We start from the raw sequence: 17,865 nt of genomic DNA, 5'->3' as shown, positions 1-17,865 counted from the left end.
TGAGGCAGGTACACCTGTCTCATCCACCCAGTGATTTGACGTCCCGGCCCTCGAAGTATCGCGATCAAGCGTGGTGCCAATGGCATGCGCCAAAGGAGTTTCTGTCCAATGACGAACCCTGCCCTTCCTGCCAACACCCCATTTCACAAACTACAGAAATTTCTGTCGGAGAATGGACCGGGTTTTCTGGTGTCTTGCGTTGTCGCCGCAGCAGCCAAGTTCATATCCGAACATTACGGTGCTCCCGCGATGCTGATGGCGCTCTTGCTGGGGATTGCATTTCACTTTCTTGCCGAAGAGGGCCGCTGCGTTCCCGGCATTGCGTTTACGTCGCGAACCGTTTTGCGCGTTGGCGTCGCCCTTTTGGGCGCGCGTATCAGCATCGAATTGCTGATTGGGCTTGGTCCTAAACTTATCCTGCTGGTGGTTGCCGGCGTGATCCTGACCATTCTCGTCGGGATGATTGGTGCCAGGCTGCTGGGCCGCGGCTGGCGCTTTGCATTGCTGACAGGTGGTTCTGTCGCAATCTGTGGCGCTTCTGCGGCGATGGCGATCGCTGCCATACTGCCCAAGAATGAACATTCCGAACGCAACCTGATCTTTACAGTGCTCGCTGTGACCGTGCTGAGCACAATCGCGATGATTGCCTATCCGATCATCACACAGGCGCTTGATCTGGACGATCTTGCAACCGGGGTTTTCCTTGGTGGTACGATCCATGATGTGGCGCAGGTTGTTGGGGCGGGTTTCTCTGTCAGCAACGAAACGGGTGAGACTGCGACCCTGGTCAAGCTGATCCGGGTGACAATGCTGGCCCCTGTGGTGCTGGTCTTTTCGCTGGTGATCCGCAGCTATGCGGAGGCCGACCCCGAGCAAGTCAAAGACGGCAAGAAACCCCCTCTGGTGCCCTTCTTTGTCGTGATGTTTCTGGTACTTGCGGCGATCAATTCACTTGGGTGGATCCCCGGCTTTCTGCAGAATACGCTGTCGGAATTATCCCGCTGGGCCCTGTTGATTTCCATCGCCGCGGTCGGCATGAAGACCTCGCTCAAGACCATTCTGGATGTGGGCGGCCAAGCGATTATTCTGATCCTCGCAGAAACCGTGTTCATCGCTGGATTTATTCTTTATGGCATCACCCACTTCACCGGCTAAGCACAGGAGCACCTTATGACAGGACCCGTCATTGATTTTCAGGCCAAAGCAGAAACCACCCAGCGCCGCCTTGCCGATCTGCCCGACCGCGTGGTTTCAGGTGATCCGCATCACACAACGACAATGCGGTTTACCAGCCCGGACAAAACGTTGATGGCCGGGACATGGACAAGCACACCCGGCAAATGGCATGCATTTTTTGACCGGGACGAGTTCTGTGTTTTTCTGTCCGGCCATGCACAGCTGATTTCGGAGGACGGACATGTTCAGGATTTCCGTGGGGGAGACAGCTTTCTCATCCCGAACGGTTTTCGCGGGTTCTGGAATGTGCTGGAAACCACGACAAAGCATTTTGTCATCCGGGACTATACCGCCGGCTGACTGAGATTGACCGCACCTTATGCGGCACCAAAGCCCGGCCGAACCACCAGCGCCGCGCGAGGCGCATTCAGTCGTCAGGCCCATCTTTATCGGGCGGCATTAAAGCAGCGTCTGTAATGGTCCGCGCGATGGACGCACTCAGTATGTCGTCTTCGGCTTTTTGCAACCGGATCAATAGCGCGGGCAATTTACCTGACGCTTTTGTCACACGCCTCAGAGCGGGACGTTCCACCGCATCATGCGCGCGCCCAAGCGCCAGCCCAAGATCGCGGGCCAATTCGGCCAGCGTCACGCTGTGCAAATCACGCGCCAAACTTAGCCCCTCGTCCTTTGCTTCGACAATGTAGCCTGCCTTGCGCAGCGCATCGATGATCGGTTCGCGCGACAAAAGGGGAATTGCTTCGGCCAATTGTTCCTGGGTTGTCGTGCCACCTTGCATTGCCTGACGACCAAAGGTTGCCAGCAGCGCAACCGCGACTTCCAGTGTTTCTGCAGGGGACAGCGACAGCCCTGTAAGAGGATCGCGCCTGCGCCACCAGTCGGGAAAGGACGCGGACAGAACTGCGCCAAGGATGATGACGGTCCATGACAAATACATCCAGATCAGAAAAATCGGGATGATAGCAACCGCCCCGTAGATCGTTGTATAGCTGGCACCAGAGGTCAAAAACGTATTGAACACCCAGCGCAAGACCTGAAACCCGAGCCCAGCAAAAACACCCCCGATCGCGGCGTCACGCAGACGGACCTGCCGGGCGGGGATCAAGATGTAGAGCAATGAGAACGCAACCGATTGTGTCAGCACGGCAAGTGTTGCCTTTAGCCAATCTGGGGTCAGCCCCACACTTGAGCCAAAGGCCGAGCCTTGGGCGAACTTCATCGCATCCGTCGTCAAGGTAAGGCTTGCCCCCAAAAGCAGCGGACCAAAAGTCAGAAGCGCCCAGAACACCAGCAGACGGGTCAAAAGTGGTCTGGGCCGGTCCACCCGCCACACCCGGTTCAGAGTGGTCTCGATCGTGGACAGCAACAGCACTGCCGTTATGGGAAGCGCAACAATGCCCGCAGCAGTCAGATTGCTTGCGTTGCGGGTGAACTCCGTCAGGTACGTCCTGATCTCATCGCTGGTCTCGGGTACCAGAATGCTTAGGAAAAGCTCCTCCACCTGCGCCTTGACCGGGTCGAAAATCGGAAAACCTGACAACACGGCAAATGCAATCACCAGAAGCGGCACTAACGCCAGAAGTGTCGAATAGGTCAACGCGCCTGCGGCCTGGCTCATCCCGTCATTGGCGAAACGACGAAGGGCAAACTGTGCAAAGCTGGTGATGTCAGAGAGAACGCTGAGGAACCGCGTCTTTCGCCAGTGATCCATTCGTGACTTCATGGGCTTCATCATCGTGTGATATCACGTTCCCTAAAATCTCATTCATGAGTTCTTTATGCGGCAAGGCTTAAGGACAGAGCATGCGGTGGTCCCAAACGGGTGCGTGACGCGATACCGCCTATTTCTGGCTGATCTCTTCGGTTTTGCGATCAGATTGCGGTGTGCCCAGCGTTGACCATGTGTCGTCGCGCGGCGGCGATGGTGGCGTTGCGCAGTCCCGGCGGTGGATGCTGACCTTTGCAATGAAGTTGGCAGAGATCGGAGCAGTGACAAACAGGAACGCCATGATCAGGATTTCATGAATTGAGGCTTCGCCCAAGACGAACGAATGGATCATCGAGGCCAGAAGCAGCATGCCGATTCCCACGGTCCCAACCTTTGTCGGGGCATGCAGACGCGTCATCGGGTCGTTGAATTTCAGCAGGCCAATCACGCCCACAACGGCAAAGAATGACCCTATCAGCAAACAGAGTGCGACAACATAGGTTCCAATAATCTGAGCGATCATTCGATGATATCCCCGCGCAGTAGGAACCGTGCCAAAGCAACGGTAGAGACAAACCCCAACATGGCAATGAGCAGCGAAACCTCAAAATAAATCTGAACGCCCAGGTTGATGCCAAGCACAATCACCAGACCCAGTGCGTTGATGACCATCGTGTCAAGCGCAAGGATCCGGTCACCGGGTGTGGGGCCGAGTATCAGCCGCACCATTGACAGGATCTGACCAAGGGCAAGTGCGACAAACGCAATGACCAGAGCGAAATCCAAAATTCCTGTTGCTGTCGTCATAGGAAAATCTCCTGAAGGCGGCGCTCGTAGCGGGATTTGATTTCGTCCCGGACGGCGTCAGCATCATCGGTGTGCAGCACATGTACCAACAGACTGTGACCCTCGTCTGAAAGGTCCGCAGACACGGTACCGGGGGTAAGGGTGATGGTCCCGGCAAGCACCGTAATGGCTTCGGGCTGGCGCAATTCCAGCGGGATCACGATCCACGCCGGTTTCAGCTTGGCATTCGGCACGGTCAGAACGATCCAGGCTACCTGAATGTTGGCGACCAGAATGTCCCACATCACCATAAGGCTGTACGTAATCATTTTGCTCGGTCGAAAGCTATTCGGTCTGTCCGGCCACCAGACGGATGTGCCCCAAGGTATGATAATCCCGAGTATGATGCCAAAAACGACCATTCCAGCAGAGATTTCATTCTGCAAAAGCGTCCAGACCACCGCCAGAATTAGCGTCAGAAACGGGTGCGGCATCAGCCAGTGAAAAGCGCGTGCCATGTCAATGGCCCTCCTTCGGCTTGCTCAGCTTGCCGGGCGTATCCACCACGGTCGAGATATAGGGCTCTGGCGCGAAAAGCTGTGCGGCAATAGTCGTTGTGTACCCATGCACCTGCCCCGCAAAAATCGTATGCAAGGCCATCAGCGATATCAGCCCGCCCACCGCGACATAAGACAAGGCGGCGGGGCGGGTCATCGCGGGCACCTCTTCCGTCTCATCCTTTGCATGGGCTTTCCAGAACAGAATGCTGCCAGCGCGCGAAAACCCCACGATACTGATCAGGCTGGACCCCAGCACAATCGCCCAGATCCAGACGACAAGGTCGGTGCCATAAGCGGCATCCAGCACCAGAAGTTTACCCAGAAATCCCGAAAGAGGCGGCAGCCCCGCCATCGCGATTGCACCCACGAAAAAGAATCCTGCCGTCAGCGACGTTCCGGCGACGGGGGGCTGCGGGGTCAGTTCCAGGTTCGCCCGCCCCGTTCGCACCAGATCCGAGATCAGGAACAATGCGGCCCCTGCCAAAGTCGAATGTACGATATAGTAAAGCGCCGCTGCGATGCCTGCCGGGTTGAAGAGCGAGATTGACACCATCACCATGCCCATTGATCCGATGACAGAAAAGGCCACCAGCCTGTCCAGCCTTTTGGCGGCCAAAACACCGACCATCCCGATGGCCAGCGAAATCAGTGCCGCAGGCAGCAACCAAAGATCATGCAGACCTGCGGTGACCTCAAGCTCTGGCGGGAAAATCATCGTGTAGACCCGGATGATCGCGTAGGCTCCCACCTTTGTCATGATCGCAAAAAGCGCTGCGACCGGTGCGGGTGCCTCTGCATAGCTTGACGGCAGCCAGAAATGCAGTGGCACCAGCGCTGCCTTGATCGCAAAAACCAGCAACAGCAATACGGCGGCAACGCGGATTCCCACCGTATCTTCCGGTCCGATCATGGCGACGCGGTTGGCTAGATCAGCCATATTCAGGGTGCCGGTTTCGGCATAGATTGAACCGAGGGCGAAAAGGAAAAGCGTTGAGCCGATAAGGTTGAAGAGCACATATTGAACGCCTGCACGAAGCCGCGCGTTGCCCCCTGCGTGGATCATCAGCCCGTAAGATGCGATCAACAACACTTCGAAAAAGACAAAAAGGTTAAAGAGGTCACCGGTCAGAAACGCGCCCATGATGCCCATCAGCTGGAATTGGAACAGCGCATGGAAATGCCGCCCCCGGTTGTCCCAACCGGACCCAACCGCATAAAGCAGCACGAAAAGCGCCAGCACCGCCGTTAGCAGAACCATCAGCGTCGACAACCTGTCCCCTACCAGGACGATGCCAAAGGGAGCGGCCCAATCGCTGAGCCGATAAAGCAAGATGGACCCGTCCGACACCTGCAAGGCCAGCCCTGCCGCAATGCCGATCAGTGCGAGCACGCCAGCCAAAGAAAAGGCGCGCTGGATGCCGATGTGGTACCGCGCGGCCAGCACGATGAACGGTGCCAGCAACGCGGGCAGAATAACGGGGGCGATGATCCAGTGGTTCATGATCTGCCCTCCGCCTTGGGGTCAGAGGCGTCGGTGGGATCGTCCACATGGTCATCGTCCGACCCCAGAAACGCCCCAAGGCCAATCATCACCACCACGGCCGTCATGCCAAAGGAAATCACGATCGCTGTCAGAACCAATGCCTGTGGCAGTGGGTCGGTATAAAGGGTCGCGCCGTCACGAAGGATCGGCGGGGCCCCCACGGTCAGACGGCCAGATGCAAACAGAAACACATTGACGGCATAGGTCAGCAGCGACATTCCCAGGATCACCGGAAACGTGCGCAACCTCAGCATCAGGTAAATGCCACCCGCGGTCAGGATGCCAATGGCGGATGCAACAAGAAGCTCCATTCACCCGCCCTCCTTTTCGTATGCGGTGGCATCGGTCGGCGGATCGTCCCGCGACGGGTCGATGTCCATCGGATGCTCGCTGTCGGATACATGCGCCCGCCGCGCGAGCCGCGAGAAGCTTTCCAGCGACAGCATCACCGCCCCGACGACAGCCAGAAACACGCCCAGATCAAATAGCGCCGCTGTGGCCAATTCGAATTTTTCGAACGGGGGAATGCGGACGTAGGTGAAATCGGAGGTCAGGAAAGGCTTGCCCACGAACCACGATCCAATGCCGGTCAGACCGGCAATCAGAACCCCTGCCCCGATCACCCCGTGATAGGGATATCTCAACCGCGACGAGGTCCAGGCAAAACCGCTGGCCATGTATTGCATCACCACGCCAATCGAAACAACGAGACCGGCGATAAAGCCACCGCCCGGTTCGTTATGGCCCCGCCAGAAGATATAGAAACCGACCAAAAGAACCACCGGCATGATGACCCGCGTCAGCACAACCATCATCATTGGGTGCACGTCGCCTGCGCGTGGCTGGTCGGGTTTGCGGTTCAATAACCGCGCACGCACCGGGCCATTCAGCAAGGTCTCGGTCAGCGCATAGATCAGCAACGCCGCGATGCCGAGAACGATGATTTCGCCGTAGGTGTCAAACCCCCGGAAATCGACAAGGATCACATTGACCACATTGGTGCCGCCGCCACCCTTGTAGGAATTGGCCAGATGAAATTCCGAGATCGGCGTATCAACCGCTTCGCGCAGAAGGAAATAATAGGCCAACGCAAATGTCCCCACACCGCCCGCGACCGCCACACCAGCGTCGCGGACACGGCGCAACACTGTGCTTTCAACCGGCGTCGTGTTCGGCAGGAAATTCAGCGCCAACAGCAGCAGGATGATCGTGACCACTTCGACAGTGAATTGTGTCATGGCAAGATCGGGCGCACTGAAGAACACAAATCCAACCGACACCATCAGGCCAACGATGCCGATCAGTATCAGTGACAAGAAACGGTTGCGGTGCAGCAGCACCAAACCGATAGTTGCAGCCACCAGCATGGACCACCCGGCAATCAGCAATGCGCCAGCAGGCTGCATGATGCGCGTGGGTGCCCCAATCGTGCCAGTGCTCCAGGCATGTAGCCCGGCGGCAAAAATCGCGATCGACCCGATGGCCGCATAGCGCGTGAATGCCCCGTTATGCAGCGGCAGGATCAGCTTTTGGGCCAGCCGGGCCGCCGCCTCGACGATGGCTTCAAAGATCACCTTGGCCTCAGGGCGCGGTGCGCCATCCCACAGGCGCAGCGCCGGGTTGAACACCGATAGCAGCAGCAAGCCACCAACGACGGCAATGACGGACATAAAGAGCGCTGGCACCAATCCGTGCCAAAGTTTGAAATGCGCAGTCGGCACCGCCGCCACATCGCCCAGCACAGAGGCCGTTACAAGTTTTACAAAGGGTTCGGCAAGGAACGGTGCGACGCCAATCACCACGACCGGCACCACCAACAATGCCGGAGGCAACCACAGACCCGCGCCCGGATCATGCGGTTTGGCGGGATAATCGTCGCGCACCGGACCCAGGAAAACATGACCGATCAGACGGAATGAATAGGCCGCCGAAAACAAGGCCCCAAAGGTTGCCAGAGCAGGCACCAGCAAAGGCACGCCAAAAAGCACCGTATGAGTGGCTTCTTCCAGCATCATTTCCTTGGATAAGAACCCGTTGAGCAGCGGTATCCCTGCCATTGACAAAGCCGCCAGTGAAGCAATGCAAAAGGTGACCGGCATCAGCTTGCGCAGGCCGCCCAGACGGCGGATGTCTCGGGTATGCGCTTCGTGGTCGATGATCCCGGCGGACATAAAGAGCGCCGCCTTGAATGTCGCATGGTTCAGGATGTGAAAGACCGCCGCCATCGCACCAAAGGCGGTACCTGTGCCCAAAAGCATTGTGATCAGGCCAAGATGGCTGACAGTCGAAAATGCCAGCAGTGCCTTCAGGTCATGTTTGAAGAGCGCAATCACCGCGCCAAGAACCATCGTGATCAACCCGGCGCTGGTGACGATCATAACCCACTCCGGCGTGCCGGATAAGACGGGCCACATCCGCGCCATCAGGAATATACCCGCCTTCACCATCGTGGCCGAGTGCAGATAGGCAGAAACCGGGGTTGGTGCCGCCATCGCATGCGGCAGCCAGAAGTGGAACGGAAACTGTGCCGATTTAGTGAAACAGCCCAGCAGGATCAGGATCAGGGCCGGCACATATAGCGGATCAGCCTGAATAAGGTCGCGGTTTTGCAAAATGACGCTCAGGTCATAGCTGCCGACGATCTGACCCAGAATCAGCATGCCACCGATCATCGCCAAACCGCCTGTGCCAGTGACCACCAAGGCCATCCGCGCGCCCTGGCGGCCCTCGGGCAGATGCTTCCAAAATCCGATCAGAAGAAACGAAGAGAGCGACGTGAGTTCCCAGAATATCAGCAAAAGCAGAATATTATCGCTTAGAACAATGCCCACCATCGCGCCCTGAAAGAGCAACAGGTAGGTGAAGAACTCGCCCATATTGTCATCGCGGCTTAGGTAGTGTCGCGCATAGGCAATGATCAAAAGGCCAATGCCAAGGATCAGCAGGGCAAAGAAAAAGCCAAGCCCATCCAGCATCAACGTGAAATTCAAGCCAAGCGAGGGCATCCAGTTCACCCGCGCCATCACGACTTCGCCTGCCAGCACAGTTGGCAGGTTGGTCAGCAGACCAACAAAGGCAGCGAGCGATACGGTGAATGTCACACCAGCACAGGCGGATCGGCCCGCTGAATTCATCACGCCTGGCAACAGTGCACCAAAGAATGGCAGAGCAACAATAATGAGGAGGGACACAAAAACTCCGGGTATAATCAGGATTCAAACATGCACAACACTGCACCGCATTTGCAATAGCGGTCCCGAAATTTCTCGCAAATGCGAAGGGCTGGCATTGATATGTAAACAAGGTTCCCCGCATGCGCTGCGGCGCTCCCGCATCTGTCCTTGTCGAAAGCGGCCCTTCCCCTTGACTTCAAGCCCTTCGTCCAAAGCGGTGCGTGGCGGACATTTTTAAGCGGTGCCGTGATGTGGGTAGATCGACGTACAAGTGTATTCTCGCTAATCTCAAAGGCCTATTTAGGTAGCCCCGTGTAGTCATCTTTCAGCCCAATGGAGACAAGGGCCGTTTGCATGGATCTGCGCATTTCTGAATCCTCGAAGGGAAATGCCGTAAAGAACGTTGCCACGGATGTGTCCGGCCTGCGTTCTTTCACTTTCTTTCCCCAATAGGCAGCCTTTTGTTCATCGCCACTGATCTTGGCAATCATCGCGGCAATCGTACCGATCAGAAAATGCGCGCCCGGTGCGCGCGCCCCTTTTTCTGCCCAAACCAGCGCATTGTCATAGTCTTCCAATTGCAGATAGGCCAACCCACGTGCGGCTTGGATCGCGTATAGAAACGGGTCCAGCGGGCTGAGCAAAGCGGCGTTTTCAAGTTGCTTTAAGGCGTCTGTGTTTCGGCCCGCCATCACGTCGGCCCAGCCATGTGCATAGAAACCTTGTGCGAAATTCGGGCTCAGATCAACAGAGCGATCAATCCACGGCATCCCTGCTTCCGGGTCGCCGTTGAGCCAATGCGCCCGCCCAAGGGTGAAATTTCCAAACGGATCCACCGGATCGAGTTCAACGCATTTTTCAGCAAATCGCCGGGCGTTTTCAACTTCCCGAGACCGTTCGTAAGAGTATTTCAGAAAGGCACTTTGAAAACTTGTGAACGACCGGGCAGCATAGGCTCTGGCAAAGCCCGGTTCCAGCGTGGTGGCCCGTTCAAAATGCCCCGCCGCTATCTGATTATCCGCCTTGTTAAAGCGGTACATATGCTGCAACCCCAGATGATAAACACTCCAGGCGTCGAGGTTTTCAGGCGGGCGCAGGCGCGCGCGTTCGGCTTCGTTCAAAGGCACATGCAGTTCCAGCGCTGAAATCACATGGGTTACGATGTCGTTTCTGGTCTGATTGACATCACTGATCGTGCCCGAAAATCGTTCGCTCCAGACAACTGCCTGACTTCGGGTGTCGGACAACTCGACCGAGACCGCAACCACAGCACCGAAAATTTCAACCAATCCGGTCAGGCAATAACTCACCCCCAGCGTGTCACGGATCACTGTCAGATCAGGATCATCCTGCCGGAAGCGAAATGTGGAACCGCGTGACACCACCTTTAGCCAGCGCAGGCGCGACAGGCATGAAATCAATTCAGCGGGGATGGCATCAGCGACCGCGCTGTGGCTTTCGGAATAACCCACCATCCGAAACGGCAGGATGGCAATCGATGGGCGTTCGGACGGTGTGACCACGTCAGTCGCTGTTGCGTGGTCATCGGGGACTTGAACGCGCGCGGACGCAAGTGTCACCACGGTTCCGACAAAACGCACGCCCCGGCCACGTATCGTGCGAATGTATCTCTGCGATACACCATCGTCGCCCAGAACCTTGCGTGTTGTCTTGATCACTGTGGAAATCGCCGCGTCAGACACAATCCGGGCATCCCAGACCTTTTCGATGATTTCGTCCTTTGTCACCACCCTGTCATGGTTCATCACCAAAAGCGCCAGCAATGCAAAGGCACGCGGTTCAATCGCCAGGTCGCGCCCCTCTTCGAGCAACAGCCCGCGATCGAGGTCCAGGGTAAAAAGGTCAAAACGGTAACGCATCTGCAAACATTATGCGCATCTGTGGGAAACGCCACGAAAAACTCAAGTTCTCCTCAAGCAGGCCTGCGGGCAGTCTGGCAGATATTGATCATTCAACAATGCTTCAAAGGAGAATTTGATATGCCACATTATGCAAACCGGTCCCTCGCGGCGATGGTTGCGCTTTCCATCGCCTGTGTTGCCACGCCTTCCCTTTCAGAAACGACGGAAGATAAAATTGCCCGCGCCCTCACGGCAGCGCCTGCGGACGTTACCGACGATGCCACGATCATGGATGTCGACGGAACGGTTCTGCGCAGCGGAACAAATGGGTGGGTTTGCCTGCCGGGCATTGGCCTGATACCCGGGGACACGCACCCGATGTGCAATGACGCCGTCTGGATGAAGTGGATGGCCGCCGCCGCGTCAGGAACTGCGTTTACAACGGACAAAGTTGGCTTTTCTTACATGCTGGCCGGCGATGCGATGGTTAACAACGACAACCCCATGGCTACTGATCCAAACGATGGCGGCGTCTGGGTTCAGGAAGGGCCACATCTCATGGTTCTGTTTCCGCAGACCGAGATGCTGGCCGGTATTCCCCGCAATCCCTATGATGGCGGCCCCTATGTCATGTGGGATGAAACTCCGTTGGTCCACATGATGCTGCCGCTCGACGCGAAACAAGCGCCAAATTAGATAACTAAAGACATCGCTGCCGATGTCTGCAAGTTTGTGACCCACATGGGAAACCCAATAAACAGACGTCTTATCGGCCATTTCAAACGGACCGGACGGGCACCATCCAGTTGTCCGCCCGGTCAAATAACTCTCCCCAAGCGCAGCTAAGAAAAGGAACTTTACATGTCAGCCAGCAAAACCATCAGAACCACAAAGGGGCGCGGGCGTCTTTATGACAACGTGCTTGACACCATCGGGGACACGCCGGTGATCCGGGTGAACAACATCCCCACACATGGGGCGACGATCTATGTCAAGGCCGAAGCTTTTAATCCGGCGGGATCGGTCAAGGACCGTCTGGCAGTGAACATCATCGAAGCGGCGGAACGCTCTGGCGCGCTGAAACCCGGCCAGACTGTGGTCGAAGCCACGAGCGGCAATACCGGGATCGGACTGGCGATGGTCTGCGCTCAAAAGGGCTATCCACTTGTCGTGACCATGGCCGATAGTTTTTCCATCGAACGCCGTCGCCTGATGCGTATGCTGGGTGCCAAGGTGGTGCTGACGCCGCGCGCCGAAAAAGGCTTTGGCATGTACCAGAAAGCTGCGGCACTGGCGGAAAAGCACGGCTGGTTCCTTGCGGCACAATTCGAAACCGCCGCCAATGCCGCCATTCACGAGGCCACCACAGCGCGCGAGATCATGGCCGATTTCGACGGATCTCGGCTGGACTATGTAGTCTCCGGGTATGGCACCGGTGGCACGGTCACAGGCATCTCGCGGGTTCTGCGCAAAGAGCGCCCAGACACCAAGATCATCCTGACCGAACCTGCCAATGCGCAGTTGATTGGCAGTGGCCATTCACAAGAACGCAGCGCCAACAATGCGCCCGCCAGCAGCCACCCGGCGTTTGAACCGCATCCGATCCAAGGCTGGACACCCGATTTCATCCCAGCCGTTCTGCAGGAAACGATTGATAAGAACGGCTATGATGATTTGATCCCTGTTGCCGGTGCCGATGGCATTCAATGCGCTCAGGACCTTGCCCAAAAGGAAGGCATCTTTACTGGTATCTCTGGGGGTGCCACCTTTGCCGTCGCATTGAAAGTGGCTGAAACCGCGCCAAAAGGTTCGGTTATTCTGTGCATGTTGCCTGATACCGGTGAACGTTATCTGACAACACCGATGTTCGAAAACATTGCTGAGGACATGGACGCCGAAGAGGTTGCGATCTCGCTCTCTACGCCTGATGCGCAAATGGGCTGAGCGGACAAAGTCTGATGGATGTTTTTGAAACGGCATATCTTCGCGCAACGGCATACAGGGCTGATGTGGCCAATCAAAAGGTGCGGCCACATCAGGGTTATGCCGAAATGCGTGACAGGTTCGCGGCCCCTTTGCCGGAAACGGGCAGCCCCGACAGTGCCGTTATTGAGGAACTGGCAGACCTTGGTGAACCCGGCCTTATGCACACGACCCACCCGAGGTTTTTCGGATGGGTGCTGGGTGGCTCCTCGCCGGTGGGCGTTGCGGCGGATTGGTTGGCGTCTGCCTGGGGGCAGAATGCGGTGATGCACACAACCTCGCCCACCGCCGCAGCGGTGGAAGAAACTGCTGCAGGCTGGCTGCTCGACATTCTTGATCTTCCACGCACCTCGGCGGTGGGTTTTGTCAGCGGTGCCACAATCGGCAGCTTTACGGCGCTGGCTGCCGCGCGCGGAGAATTGCTGCGCCGACACGGGTGGGATGTCGAGGCCCACGGGCTTTTTGGGGCCCCTCAGGTGCACGTCTTTGTCGGTGACGATTTGCACACGTCTGTCTTGTCGGCGCTGCGGTATCTCGGGTTCGGCAATCAGCGGCTCATCCGGGTCGATACTGATGCGCAAGGTCGGATGCGGGTCGATGATCTGGCGCGCAAATGTGCGTCGGCCACGGGGGCCAAGCTGATCATCGCACAGGCAGGCCAGATCAACACTGGTGCCTTTGACCCGTTTCTGGCGATTGCAGAGATTGCCAAAGACAATGAAGCCTGGCTGCATGTGGACGGTGCTTTTGGGCTTTGGGCCCGCGCCGACCCCGATTTGTGCGGCCTGACGAAAGGCGTCGAAAGGGCCGATTCATGGGTGGTTGACGGACACAAATGGCTGCAGGTGCCATTTGATTCCGGCTATGCTATCGTGCGCGATGCACAGGCGCTGCAAAACGCCATGGCAATTTCCGCCAGCTACCTACCAGCGCAGGGGCCGGGTGACAGGCTGCCGTCGTTTCTGGTGCCTGAATTGTCACGCCGGGCACGCGGTTTGCCAACTTGGGCCGCGCTAAAATCCCTCGGGCGCAGCGGTGTTATCCAGATGGTGCGCGATCATTGCGCCCTTGCGCGCCAGATCGCCCGGGGCATGCAGGCGACACCAGGCATTCAGGTGATGAACGATGTGGTGCTCAATCAGATTATCTTGCGCTTCGGTCATGACGACGACGGGACTCAGCGGCGCAAAGCCTATGCCATTGGTGTCATTGACCACTTGGTGCAGGAGGGCCTCATTTTCGTCAGCGGTGGCCTTTGGCGCGGCGAATGGGTCATGAGAATATCCGTGATTTGTGGGGCCACTTCGGTGCAGGATGCAAATATCGCAACTGAGGCGATCCGCGCGGCCTGGATGCATATCTCAGCATCACTCCCGTCGGATCAGGTAGCAACCCGATGAACAGGAACCGCGTCCCATGGTAACACAGCGCGCACAACGGCAACTCGCGGCGATCATGTCTTTGGACGTTGTCGGATTTTCTCGTCTGATGGGCGTGGACGAGGCCGGGACGCTGGCGGTTCTCAAAAAGCTGCGCAGGACCATCGTTGCGCCACAGGTGACCAACCACCATGGGCGCATTGCCAAGCTGATGGGCGATGGCGCGATCGTGATATTTTCAAGTGTCGTCGATGCGGTGCTGGCCGGCATTGCGATCCAGCAGGCGATGCCCGGCTTTAACGACGGCGTTTCCGCCGAGATGAACATTGCCCTTCGCATCGGGATCAATCTGGGTGATGTGATACTGGAAGGCTCAGATATCTATGGCGACGGTGTGAATGTCGCGGCGCGCATCCAAGAGGTCTGTACGCCCGGCGGCGTCGCGCTGAGTGCGACGGCACACGAGCATGTATCGGGTAAAGTAGACGCTGTATTTGCGGACGTTGGCGAACGGGTCTTGAAAAACATCACCCGCAAGGTCCGGGTGTTTCGCTGGCCCGACGTTCAGACCGCCGATCCCGCGCACAGGCTTGCATTACCTGACAAACCGTCGATTGCGGTCCTGCCGTTTGACAACATGTCCAGCGACCCCGATCAGGATTATTTTGCCGATGGGGTGGTCGAAAGCCTGACCGCCGCTTTGTCGCGGATAAGGTCGTTCTTTGTGATCGCCCGAAATTCAGCCTTTGCCTACAAGGGCCGCCACATGAATGTCATCGACATTGGACGTGAATTGGGTGTGGGGTATGTGCTTGAAGGTTCGGTGCAGCGCGCAGGGGGTAAACTGCGGATCACCGTTCAGCTGATCGAAACCACTACCGGCGCACATCTGTGGGCCGAAAAATATGACGGCGCAGACAGTGAACTTTTCGATCTTCAGGACCGGATCACCGAACAGGTCGCCGGGGCCTTGCAGCCCTCGATCCAAAAGGCAGAAATTGACCGCGCCATGCACAAAAGACCGCATGACATGGGCGCTTATGACTATGCGATGCGCGCCATCCGCCATGTGTGGATGCAGGAACAAGAGGAAGCGTCGCTTGCGTTGGAATTGCTTGAGAAATCTCTCAAGATCGACCCGGATTATCCGCTGGCACTGGCGCTCTCGGGTTGGTGCTGGGCGCAGCATTCGGTCTATAACTGGACCGAAGACATCGAAACCGCCAAAACCCGCGCTCTTGATCTGGCGGAAAAAGCGGCAGGGTTTTCGGCAGATGATCCTCTGATCCTGTCCGTGCTTGGCGTTGTGCATACCTTTGCGCGCAATCACGGCACCGCTCGGATATTGCTGGAACGGGCGATCACACTTGACCCCAATTCCGCCTGGGCGTTGAGCAGGTTGGGCTGGCTTGAAGTCTACGCCGACCGCCCCGAAGCCGCCTTTCAACATTTCGAGCACGCCATGCGGCTAAGCCCGCTTGATCCGATGAATTTCAACAATCTTGTCGGGATGGCCAGCGCGCATCAGATATCCGGCGATTACAGCGCGTCGGCAAATCTCTTCCAGCGTGCACTGATGGAAAGGCCCAGTGCCTTTTGGATTCACCGCAATCTGGCCCCGGCGTTGCTGGCGGCGGGCCGCGTCGCAGAAGCGGAAGCTTCAAAAGACATCATGCTGAGGGCCTATCCCGACATGAGTATCAAGCGGTACAAAGACGCCATGGTTTTCTCTCCGGAAGCGTTGGAAAACTTTTCCGTCTATCTGCGTAAATTGGGCATACCTGAAGAATAGACACGGAGCACGCAGACCAGCGGCGTTACCTTGGGCCGCAGGGTACACTTGCACCGTTCTAGATTGGAAAATTCTCAAATTCTGCGTCGCTGCTTTCTTCTTCCACAGGATCATTGAGCCAGGCTTCTGCCGCCTTGGCATCGGCAAGGGCAAAGCTCTTTATTGCAAGTGACGGAATGACGGCCCCTTCGAACTCTGCTGCAGTTCGGATCCACGCGGCATCCGAGAGCACCGCACATTTGTCGAACCTGCTGGTGAGGCTGAACAGATTTGGCATTCGTTGAAACTCGACCGCCATCGCACCCAAAGTCGGGATTTCGAAGTCCGAGATCGTATACAGCATTTTGCCGTGGGTGATGCCCTCGGATTCCTCAATAAGGTGATCGAGCGCTGCCTGCATTTCTGCTGCGTCGAGGACACCTGAAAGCTCGATATCAATGCGGTTGGCCGATGGTTTCGAAACGTTCAACATACTTAGAATCCTTTTCTTTATGTTGGGCAGCATGGGCGATTTGGCGCTGGGTGTTATTGATGCAGGTCAACAGCTGCCCATTCAGGTGCATTTAGACTTACTCAGGCCTATGTGCTGCGCGCGATCTGGTGGCGGTTCCGCATCCGCGGCTGACGATCCGTGACATTTCGCAGTGTCGCCAGACCATTTCGGTAACTAAGCTTGGCCGGGAAACATAACTGAACAGAAGGATTTCATCATGAGAAAAGTAGCGCTGACAATCGCATTGACGCTTGCCGCTGGCACCGCACTGGCCGACGTTGAGGTGGGCATCACCAAGGACATGCCATCGGTCACCGTGCAGACGCGCAACGGTCCGGTCGAAATCGACAGGATTCAGGATACGACGCACGAGATTGGCGGCGATTGGGCGCGCACCTCGCGTCCCTGCCCCGACTTCTGTATCCAGCTGATCACCCCGACGGAAGGCGTGGCCACCATCGGCGAATTGGAACTGATCGAAATGCTTCAGAACCCTGACAATGTGGTGGTGGACAGCCGCACCTCGGACTGGTTTCAGGGCGGCACGATCCCCGGCGCGATCAACATCCCCTATACATATATTCTTGACGAATTGAGTACGCTGGGATGCGAGCCGGATTTTGAAGGGTGGGATTGCGAGAACGCAAAACGCGTGGCGCTCTTTTGCAATGGCATCTGGTGCGGCCAGTCCCCCACGGCAATCCGCAGCATGGTCAAGGCGGGATATCCGGCGGACCGCATCTTCTATTACCGGGGCGGCATGCAGATATGGCGGTTGCTCGGGCTGACCGTGACCGGCGAGGAATGAGGTCGTCAAGCAAGCGTATAAAGACACTTTGCGTTTTTCTACGCGGCTGGGATCATAGGAGAGAGCCGCTTGACCGATAAACATCCGCACGGTTTTGATTATCGGCTAGAGGTTTTCGAGCTGCACACGTAGTTTGCGCGCGAACAGTCAAAAAGGTCCCTTTGCCATGTCGCAAACATTCACCACCTCCCGCATCCTGCACTTTGGCGATTGCGATATTTCCGGGACGGCGTATTTCCCGTCGTATCTCAACATTTTGAACGGCGTGAACGAAGAGTTCTTTGGCCATCTCGGCTTTCCGTGGAACGAGATCATCTGGAAAGAGCGCTGGGGCACGCCGACGGTGCATTTGACCTGCGATTTCTCGAAACCGTCGCTCTTTGGGGACGAGCTTGTTTTCACGTTGAACGTGGTCAAGCTGGGGCGGTCTTCGGTAACGCTGGCCCACTCCATTGATTGCGGTGACGAACACCGATGGAACAGCACGCAGGTGCTGGCCGCCAGTGATCTGGTCAAGCATACCTCGATGCTCTGGCCCGACGCGGTGCGCGAGGCGCTGGCGGCCTATCTTTAATACATGT

Annotated in this window: 17 protein-coding genes; 8 read left to right on the top strand and 9 right to left on the bottom strand. The window is 57.0% G+C overall.

The window, feature by feature from the left end; translation table 11 throughout:
* Nucleotides 1-108 precede the first annotated feature (108 nt).
* Both ACEWL3_RS16705 and ACEWL3_RS16700 read left to right on the top strand, forming a co-directional pair.
* Nucleotides 109-1,155, top strand: a complete 1,047-nt coding sequence (locus ACEWL3_RS16705) for a YeiH family protein (protein WP_386184599.1) — start codon at nt 109-111, stop codon at nt 1,153-1,155.
* A gap of 15 nt (nt 1,156-1,170) precedes the next feature.
* Nucleotides 1,171-1,536, top strand: a complete 366-nt coding sequence (locus tag ACEWL3_RS16700; RefSeq protein ID WP_386184596.1) for a cupin domain-containing protein — start codon at nt 1,171-1,173, stop codon at nt 1,534-1,536.
* 67 nt (nt 1,537-1,603) lie between these two features.
* Here the strand turns inward: ACEWL3_RS16700 and ACEWL3_RS16695 are convergent, their stop codons facing one another.
* The 8 genes from ACEWL3_RS16695 to ACEWL3_RS16660 form a co-directional block, all read right to left on the bottom strand.
* Nucleotides 1,604-2,920, bottom strand: a complete 1,317-nt coding sequence (locus ACEWL3_RS16695) for a YihY family inner membrane protein (RefSeq protein ID WP_386184594.1) — start codon at nt 2,918-2,920, stop codon at nt 1,604-1,606.
* Nucleotides 2,921-3,038: 118 nt separating this feature from the next.
* On the bottom strand, nt 3,039-3,428 hold the full coding sequence (locus ACEWL3_RS16690; RefSeq protein ID WP_114878258.1) for a Na+/H+ antiporter subunit G: 390 nt from the start codon (nt 3,426-3,428) through the stop codon (nt 3,039-3,041).
* Nucleotides 3,425-3,712, bottom strand: a complete 288-nt coding sequence (locus ACEWL3_RS16685) for a K+/H+ antiporter subunit F (RefSeq protein ID WP_386184592.1) — start codon at nt 3,710-3,712, stop codon at nt 3,425-3,427. Before ACEWL3_RS16685 ends, ACEWL3_RS16690 begins: the two co-directional genes overlap by 4 nt.
* The gene (locus tag ACEWL3_RS16680) at nt 3,709-4,209 is read right to left on the bottom strand and encodes a Na+/H+ antiporter subunit E (protein WP_386184589.1); all 501 of its coding nucleotides are present in this window, start codon (nt 4,207-4,209) and stop codon (nt 3,709-3,711) included. Before ACEWL3_RS16680 ends, ACEWL3_RS16685 begins: the two co-directional genes overlap by 4 nt.
* A gap of 1 nt (nt 4,210) precedes the next feature.
* The gene (locus ACEWL3_RS16675) at nt 4,211-5,752 is read right to left on the bottom strand and encodes a monovalent cation/H+ antiporter subunit D (protein ID WP_386184587.1); all 1,542 of its coding nucleotides are present in this window, start codon (nt 5,750-5,752) and stop codon (nt 4,211-4,213) included.
* On the bottom strand, nt 5,749-6,105 hold the full coding sequence (locus ACEWL3_RS16670) for a Na+/H+ antiporter subunit C (protein WP_386184585.1): 357 nt from the start codon (nt 6,103-6,105) through the stop codon (nt 5,749-5,751). Before ACEWL3_RS16670 ends, ACEWL3_RS16675 begins: the two co-directional genes overlap by 4 nt.
* On the bottom strand, nt 6,106-8,985 hold the full coding sequence (locus ACEWL3_RS16665) for a monovalent cation/H+ antiporter subunit A (RefSeq protein WP_386184582.1): 2,880 nt from the start codon (nt 8,983-8,985) through the stop codon (nt 6,106-6,108).
* Nucleotides 8,986-9,263: 278 nt separating this feature from the next.
* Nucleotides 9,264-10,847: a winged helix-turn-helix domain-containing protein gene (locus ACEWL3_RS16660; RefSeq protein WP_386184579.1), complete on the bottom strand. Its 1,584-nt coding sequence runs from the start codon at nt 10,845-10,847 to the stop codon at nt 9,264-9,266.
* A gap of 120 nt (nt 10,848-10,967) precedes the next feature.
* On the opposite strand from ACEWL3_RS16660, the gene ACEWL3_RS16655 reads away from it, so the two are divergent.
* The 4 genes from ACEWL3_RS16655 to ACEWL3_RS16640 all read left to right on the top strand — a co-directional run bounded on the left by ACEWL3_RS16655 (nt 10,968) and on the right by ACEWL3_RS16640 (nt 15,983).
* Nucleotides 10,968-11,525 carry a hypothetical protein gene (locus ACEWL3_RS16655; protein ID WP_386184577.1) on the top strand — a complete coding sequence of 186 codons (558 nt, stop codon included), beginning with the start codon at nt 10,968-10,970 and terminating at the stop codon, nt 11,523-11,525.
* A 165-nt stretch (nt 11,526-11,690) separates the two neighbouring features.
* Complete coding sequence (locus ACEWL3_RS16650) at nt 11,691-12,773, top strand: PLP-dependent cysteine synthase family protein (RefSeq protein WP_386184575.1); 1,083 nt, start codon at nt 11,691-11,693, stop codon at nt 12,771-12,773.
* Between the two features lie 14 nt (nt 12,774-12,787).
* Complete coding sequence (locus ACEWL3_RS16645) at nt 12,788-14,212, top strand: pyridoxal phosphate-dependent decarboxylase family protein (protein ID WP_386184572.1); 1,425 nt, start codon at nt 12,788-12,790, stop codon at nt 14,210-14,212.
* A gap of 16 nt (nt 14,213-14,228) precedes the next feature.
* Complete coding sequence (locus ACEWL3_RS16640; protein ID WP_386184569.1) at nt 14,229-15,983, top strand: adenylate/guanylate cyclase domain-containing protein; 1,755 nt, start codon at nt 14,229-14,231, stop codon at nt 15,981-15,983.
* Nucleotides 15,984-16,041: 58 nt separating this feature from the next.
* On the opposite strand, the gene ACEWL3_RS16635 is transcribed toward ACEWL3_RS16640, so the two are convergent.
* Nucleotides 16,042-16,455 (bottom strand): SpoIIAA family protein, encoded by a 414-nt coding sequence (locus tag ACEWL3_RS16635; RefSeq protein WP_386184567.1) that lies wholly within the window; start codon nt 16,453-16,455, stop codon nt 16,042-16,044.
* A gap of 238 nt (nt 16,456-16,693) precedes the next feature.
* Here ACEWL3_RS16635 and ACEWL3_RS16630 point away from each other — a divergent pair, with 238 nt between their 5' ends.
* Nucleotides 16,694-17,284 carry a rhodanese-like domain-containing protein gene (locus ACEWL3_RS16630; RefSeq protein ID WP_386184565.1) on the top strand — a complete coding sequence of 197 codons (591 nt, stop codon included), beginning with the start codon at nt 16,694-16,696 and terminating at the stop codon, nt 17,282-17,284.
* A gap of 166 nt (nt 17,285-17,450) precedes the next feature.
* On the top strand, nt 17,451-17,858 hold the full coding sequence (locus ACEWL3_RS16625) for an acyl-CoA thioesterase (RefSeq protein ID WP_386184563.1): 408 nt from the start codon (nt 17,451-17,453) through the stop codon (nt 17,856-17,858).
* Nucleotides 17,859-17,865 lie beyond the last annotated feature (7 nt).

The organism is Sulfitobacter sediminivivens, assembly GCF_042611115.2.
Lineage (GTDB): Bacteria > Pseudomonadota > Alphaproteobacteria > Rhodobacterales > Rhodobacteraceae > Sulfitobacter > Sulfitobacter sediminivivens.
The sequence above is the reverse complement of the archived record's forward strand: the minus strand, read 5'-3'. Positions and strand labels throughout refer to the sequence as shown.

Bases quoted from the DNA above. Each gene is read 5' to 3' on its own strand.
- ACEWL3_RS16645 (WP_386184572.1), top strand. From the start codon at position 12,788: ATGGATGTTTTTGAAACGGCATATCTTCGCGCAACGGCATACAGGGCT.
- ACEWL3_RS16655 (WP_386184577.1), top strand. From the start codon at position 10,968: ATGCCACATTATGCAAACCGGTCCCTCGCGGCGATGGTTGCGCTTTCC.
- ACEWL3_RS16690 (WP_114878258.1), bottom strand. From the start codon at position 3,428: ATGATCGCTCAGATTATTGGAACCTATGTTGTCGCACTCTGTTTGCTG.
- ACEWL3_RS16640 (WP_386184569.1), top strand. From the start codon at position 14,229: ATGGTAACACAGCGCGCACAACGGCAACTCGCGGCGATCATGTCTTTG.
- ACEWL3_RS16670 (WP_386184585.1), bottom strand. From the start codon at position 6,105: ATGGAGCTTCTTGTTGCATCCGCCATTGGCATCCTGACCGCGGGTGGC.
- ACEWL3_RS16675 (WP_386184587.1), bottom strand. From the start codon at position 5,752: ATGAACCACTGGATCATCGCCCCCGTTATTCTGCCCGCGTTGCTGGCA.
- ACEWL3_RS16685 (WP_386184592.1), bottom strand. From the start codon at position 3,712: ATGACGACAGCAACAGGAATTTTGGATTTCGCTCTGGTCATTGCGTTT.
- ACEWL3_RS16700 (WP_386184596.1), top strand. From the start codon at position 1,171: ATGACAGGACCCGTCATTGATTTTCAGGCCAAAGCAGAAACCACCCAG.
- ACEWL3_RS16705 (WP_386184599.1), top strand. From the start codon at position 109: ATGACGAACCCTGCCCTTCCTGCCAACACCCCATTTCACAAACTACAG.
- ACEWL3_RS16635 (WP_386184567.1), bottom strand. From the start codon at position 16,455: ATGTTGAACGTTTCGAAACCATCGGCCAACCGCATTGATATCGAGCTT.
- ACEWL3_RS16695 (WP_386184594.1), bottom strand. From the start codon at position 2,920: ATGAAGTCACGAATGGATCACTGGCGAAAGACGCGGTTCCTCAGCGTT.
- ACEWL3_RS16680 (WP_386184589.1), bottom strand. From the start codon at position 4,209: ATGGCACGCGCTTTTCACTGGCTGATGCCGCACCCGTTTCTGACGCTA.
- ACEWL3_RS16650 (WP_386184575.1), top strand. From the start codon at position 11,691: ATGTCAGCCAGCAAAACCATCAGAACCACAAAGGGGCGCGGGCGTCTT.
- ACEWL3_RS16630 (WP_386184565.1), top strand. From the start codon at position 16,694: ATGAGAAAAGTAGCGCTGACAATCGCATTGACGCTTGCCGCTGGCACC.
- ACEWL3_RS16625 (WP_386184563.1), top strand. From the start codon at position 17,451: ATGTCGCAAACATTCACCACCTCCCGCATCCTGCACTTTGGCGATTGC.
- ACEWL3_RS16660 (WP_386184579.1), bottom strand. From the start codon at position 10,847: ATGCGTTACCGTTTTGACCTTTTTACCCTGGACCTCGATCGCGGGCTG.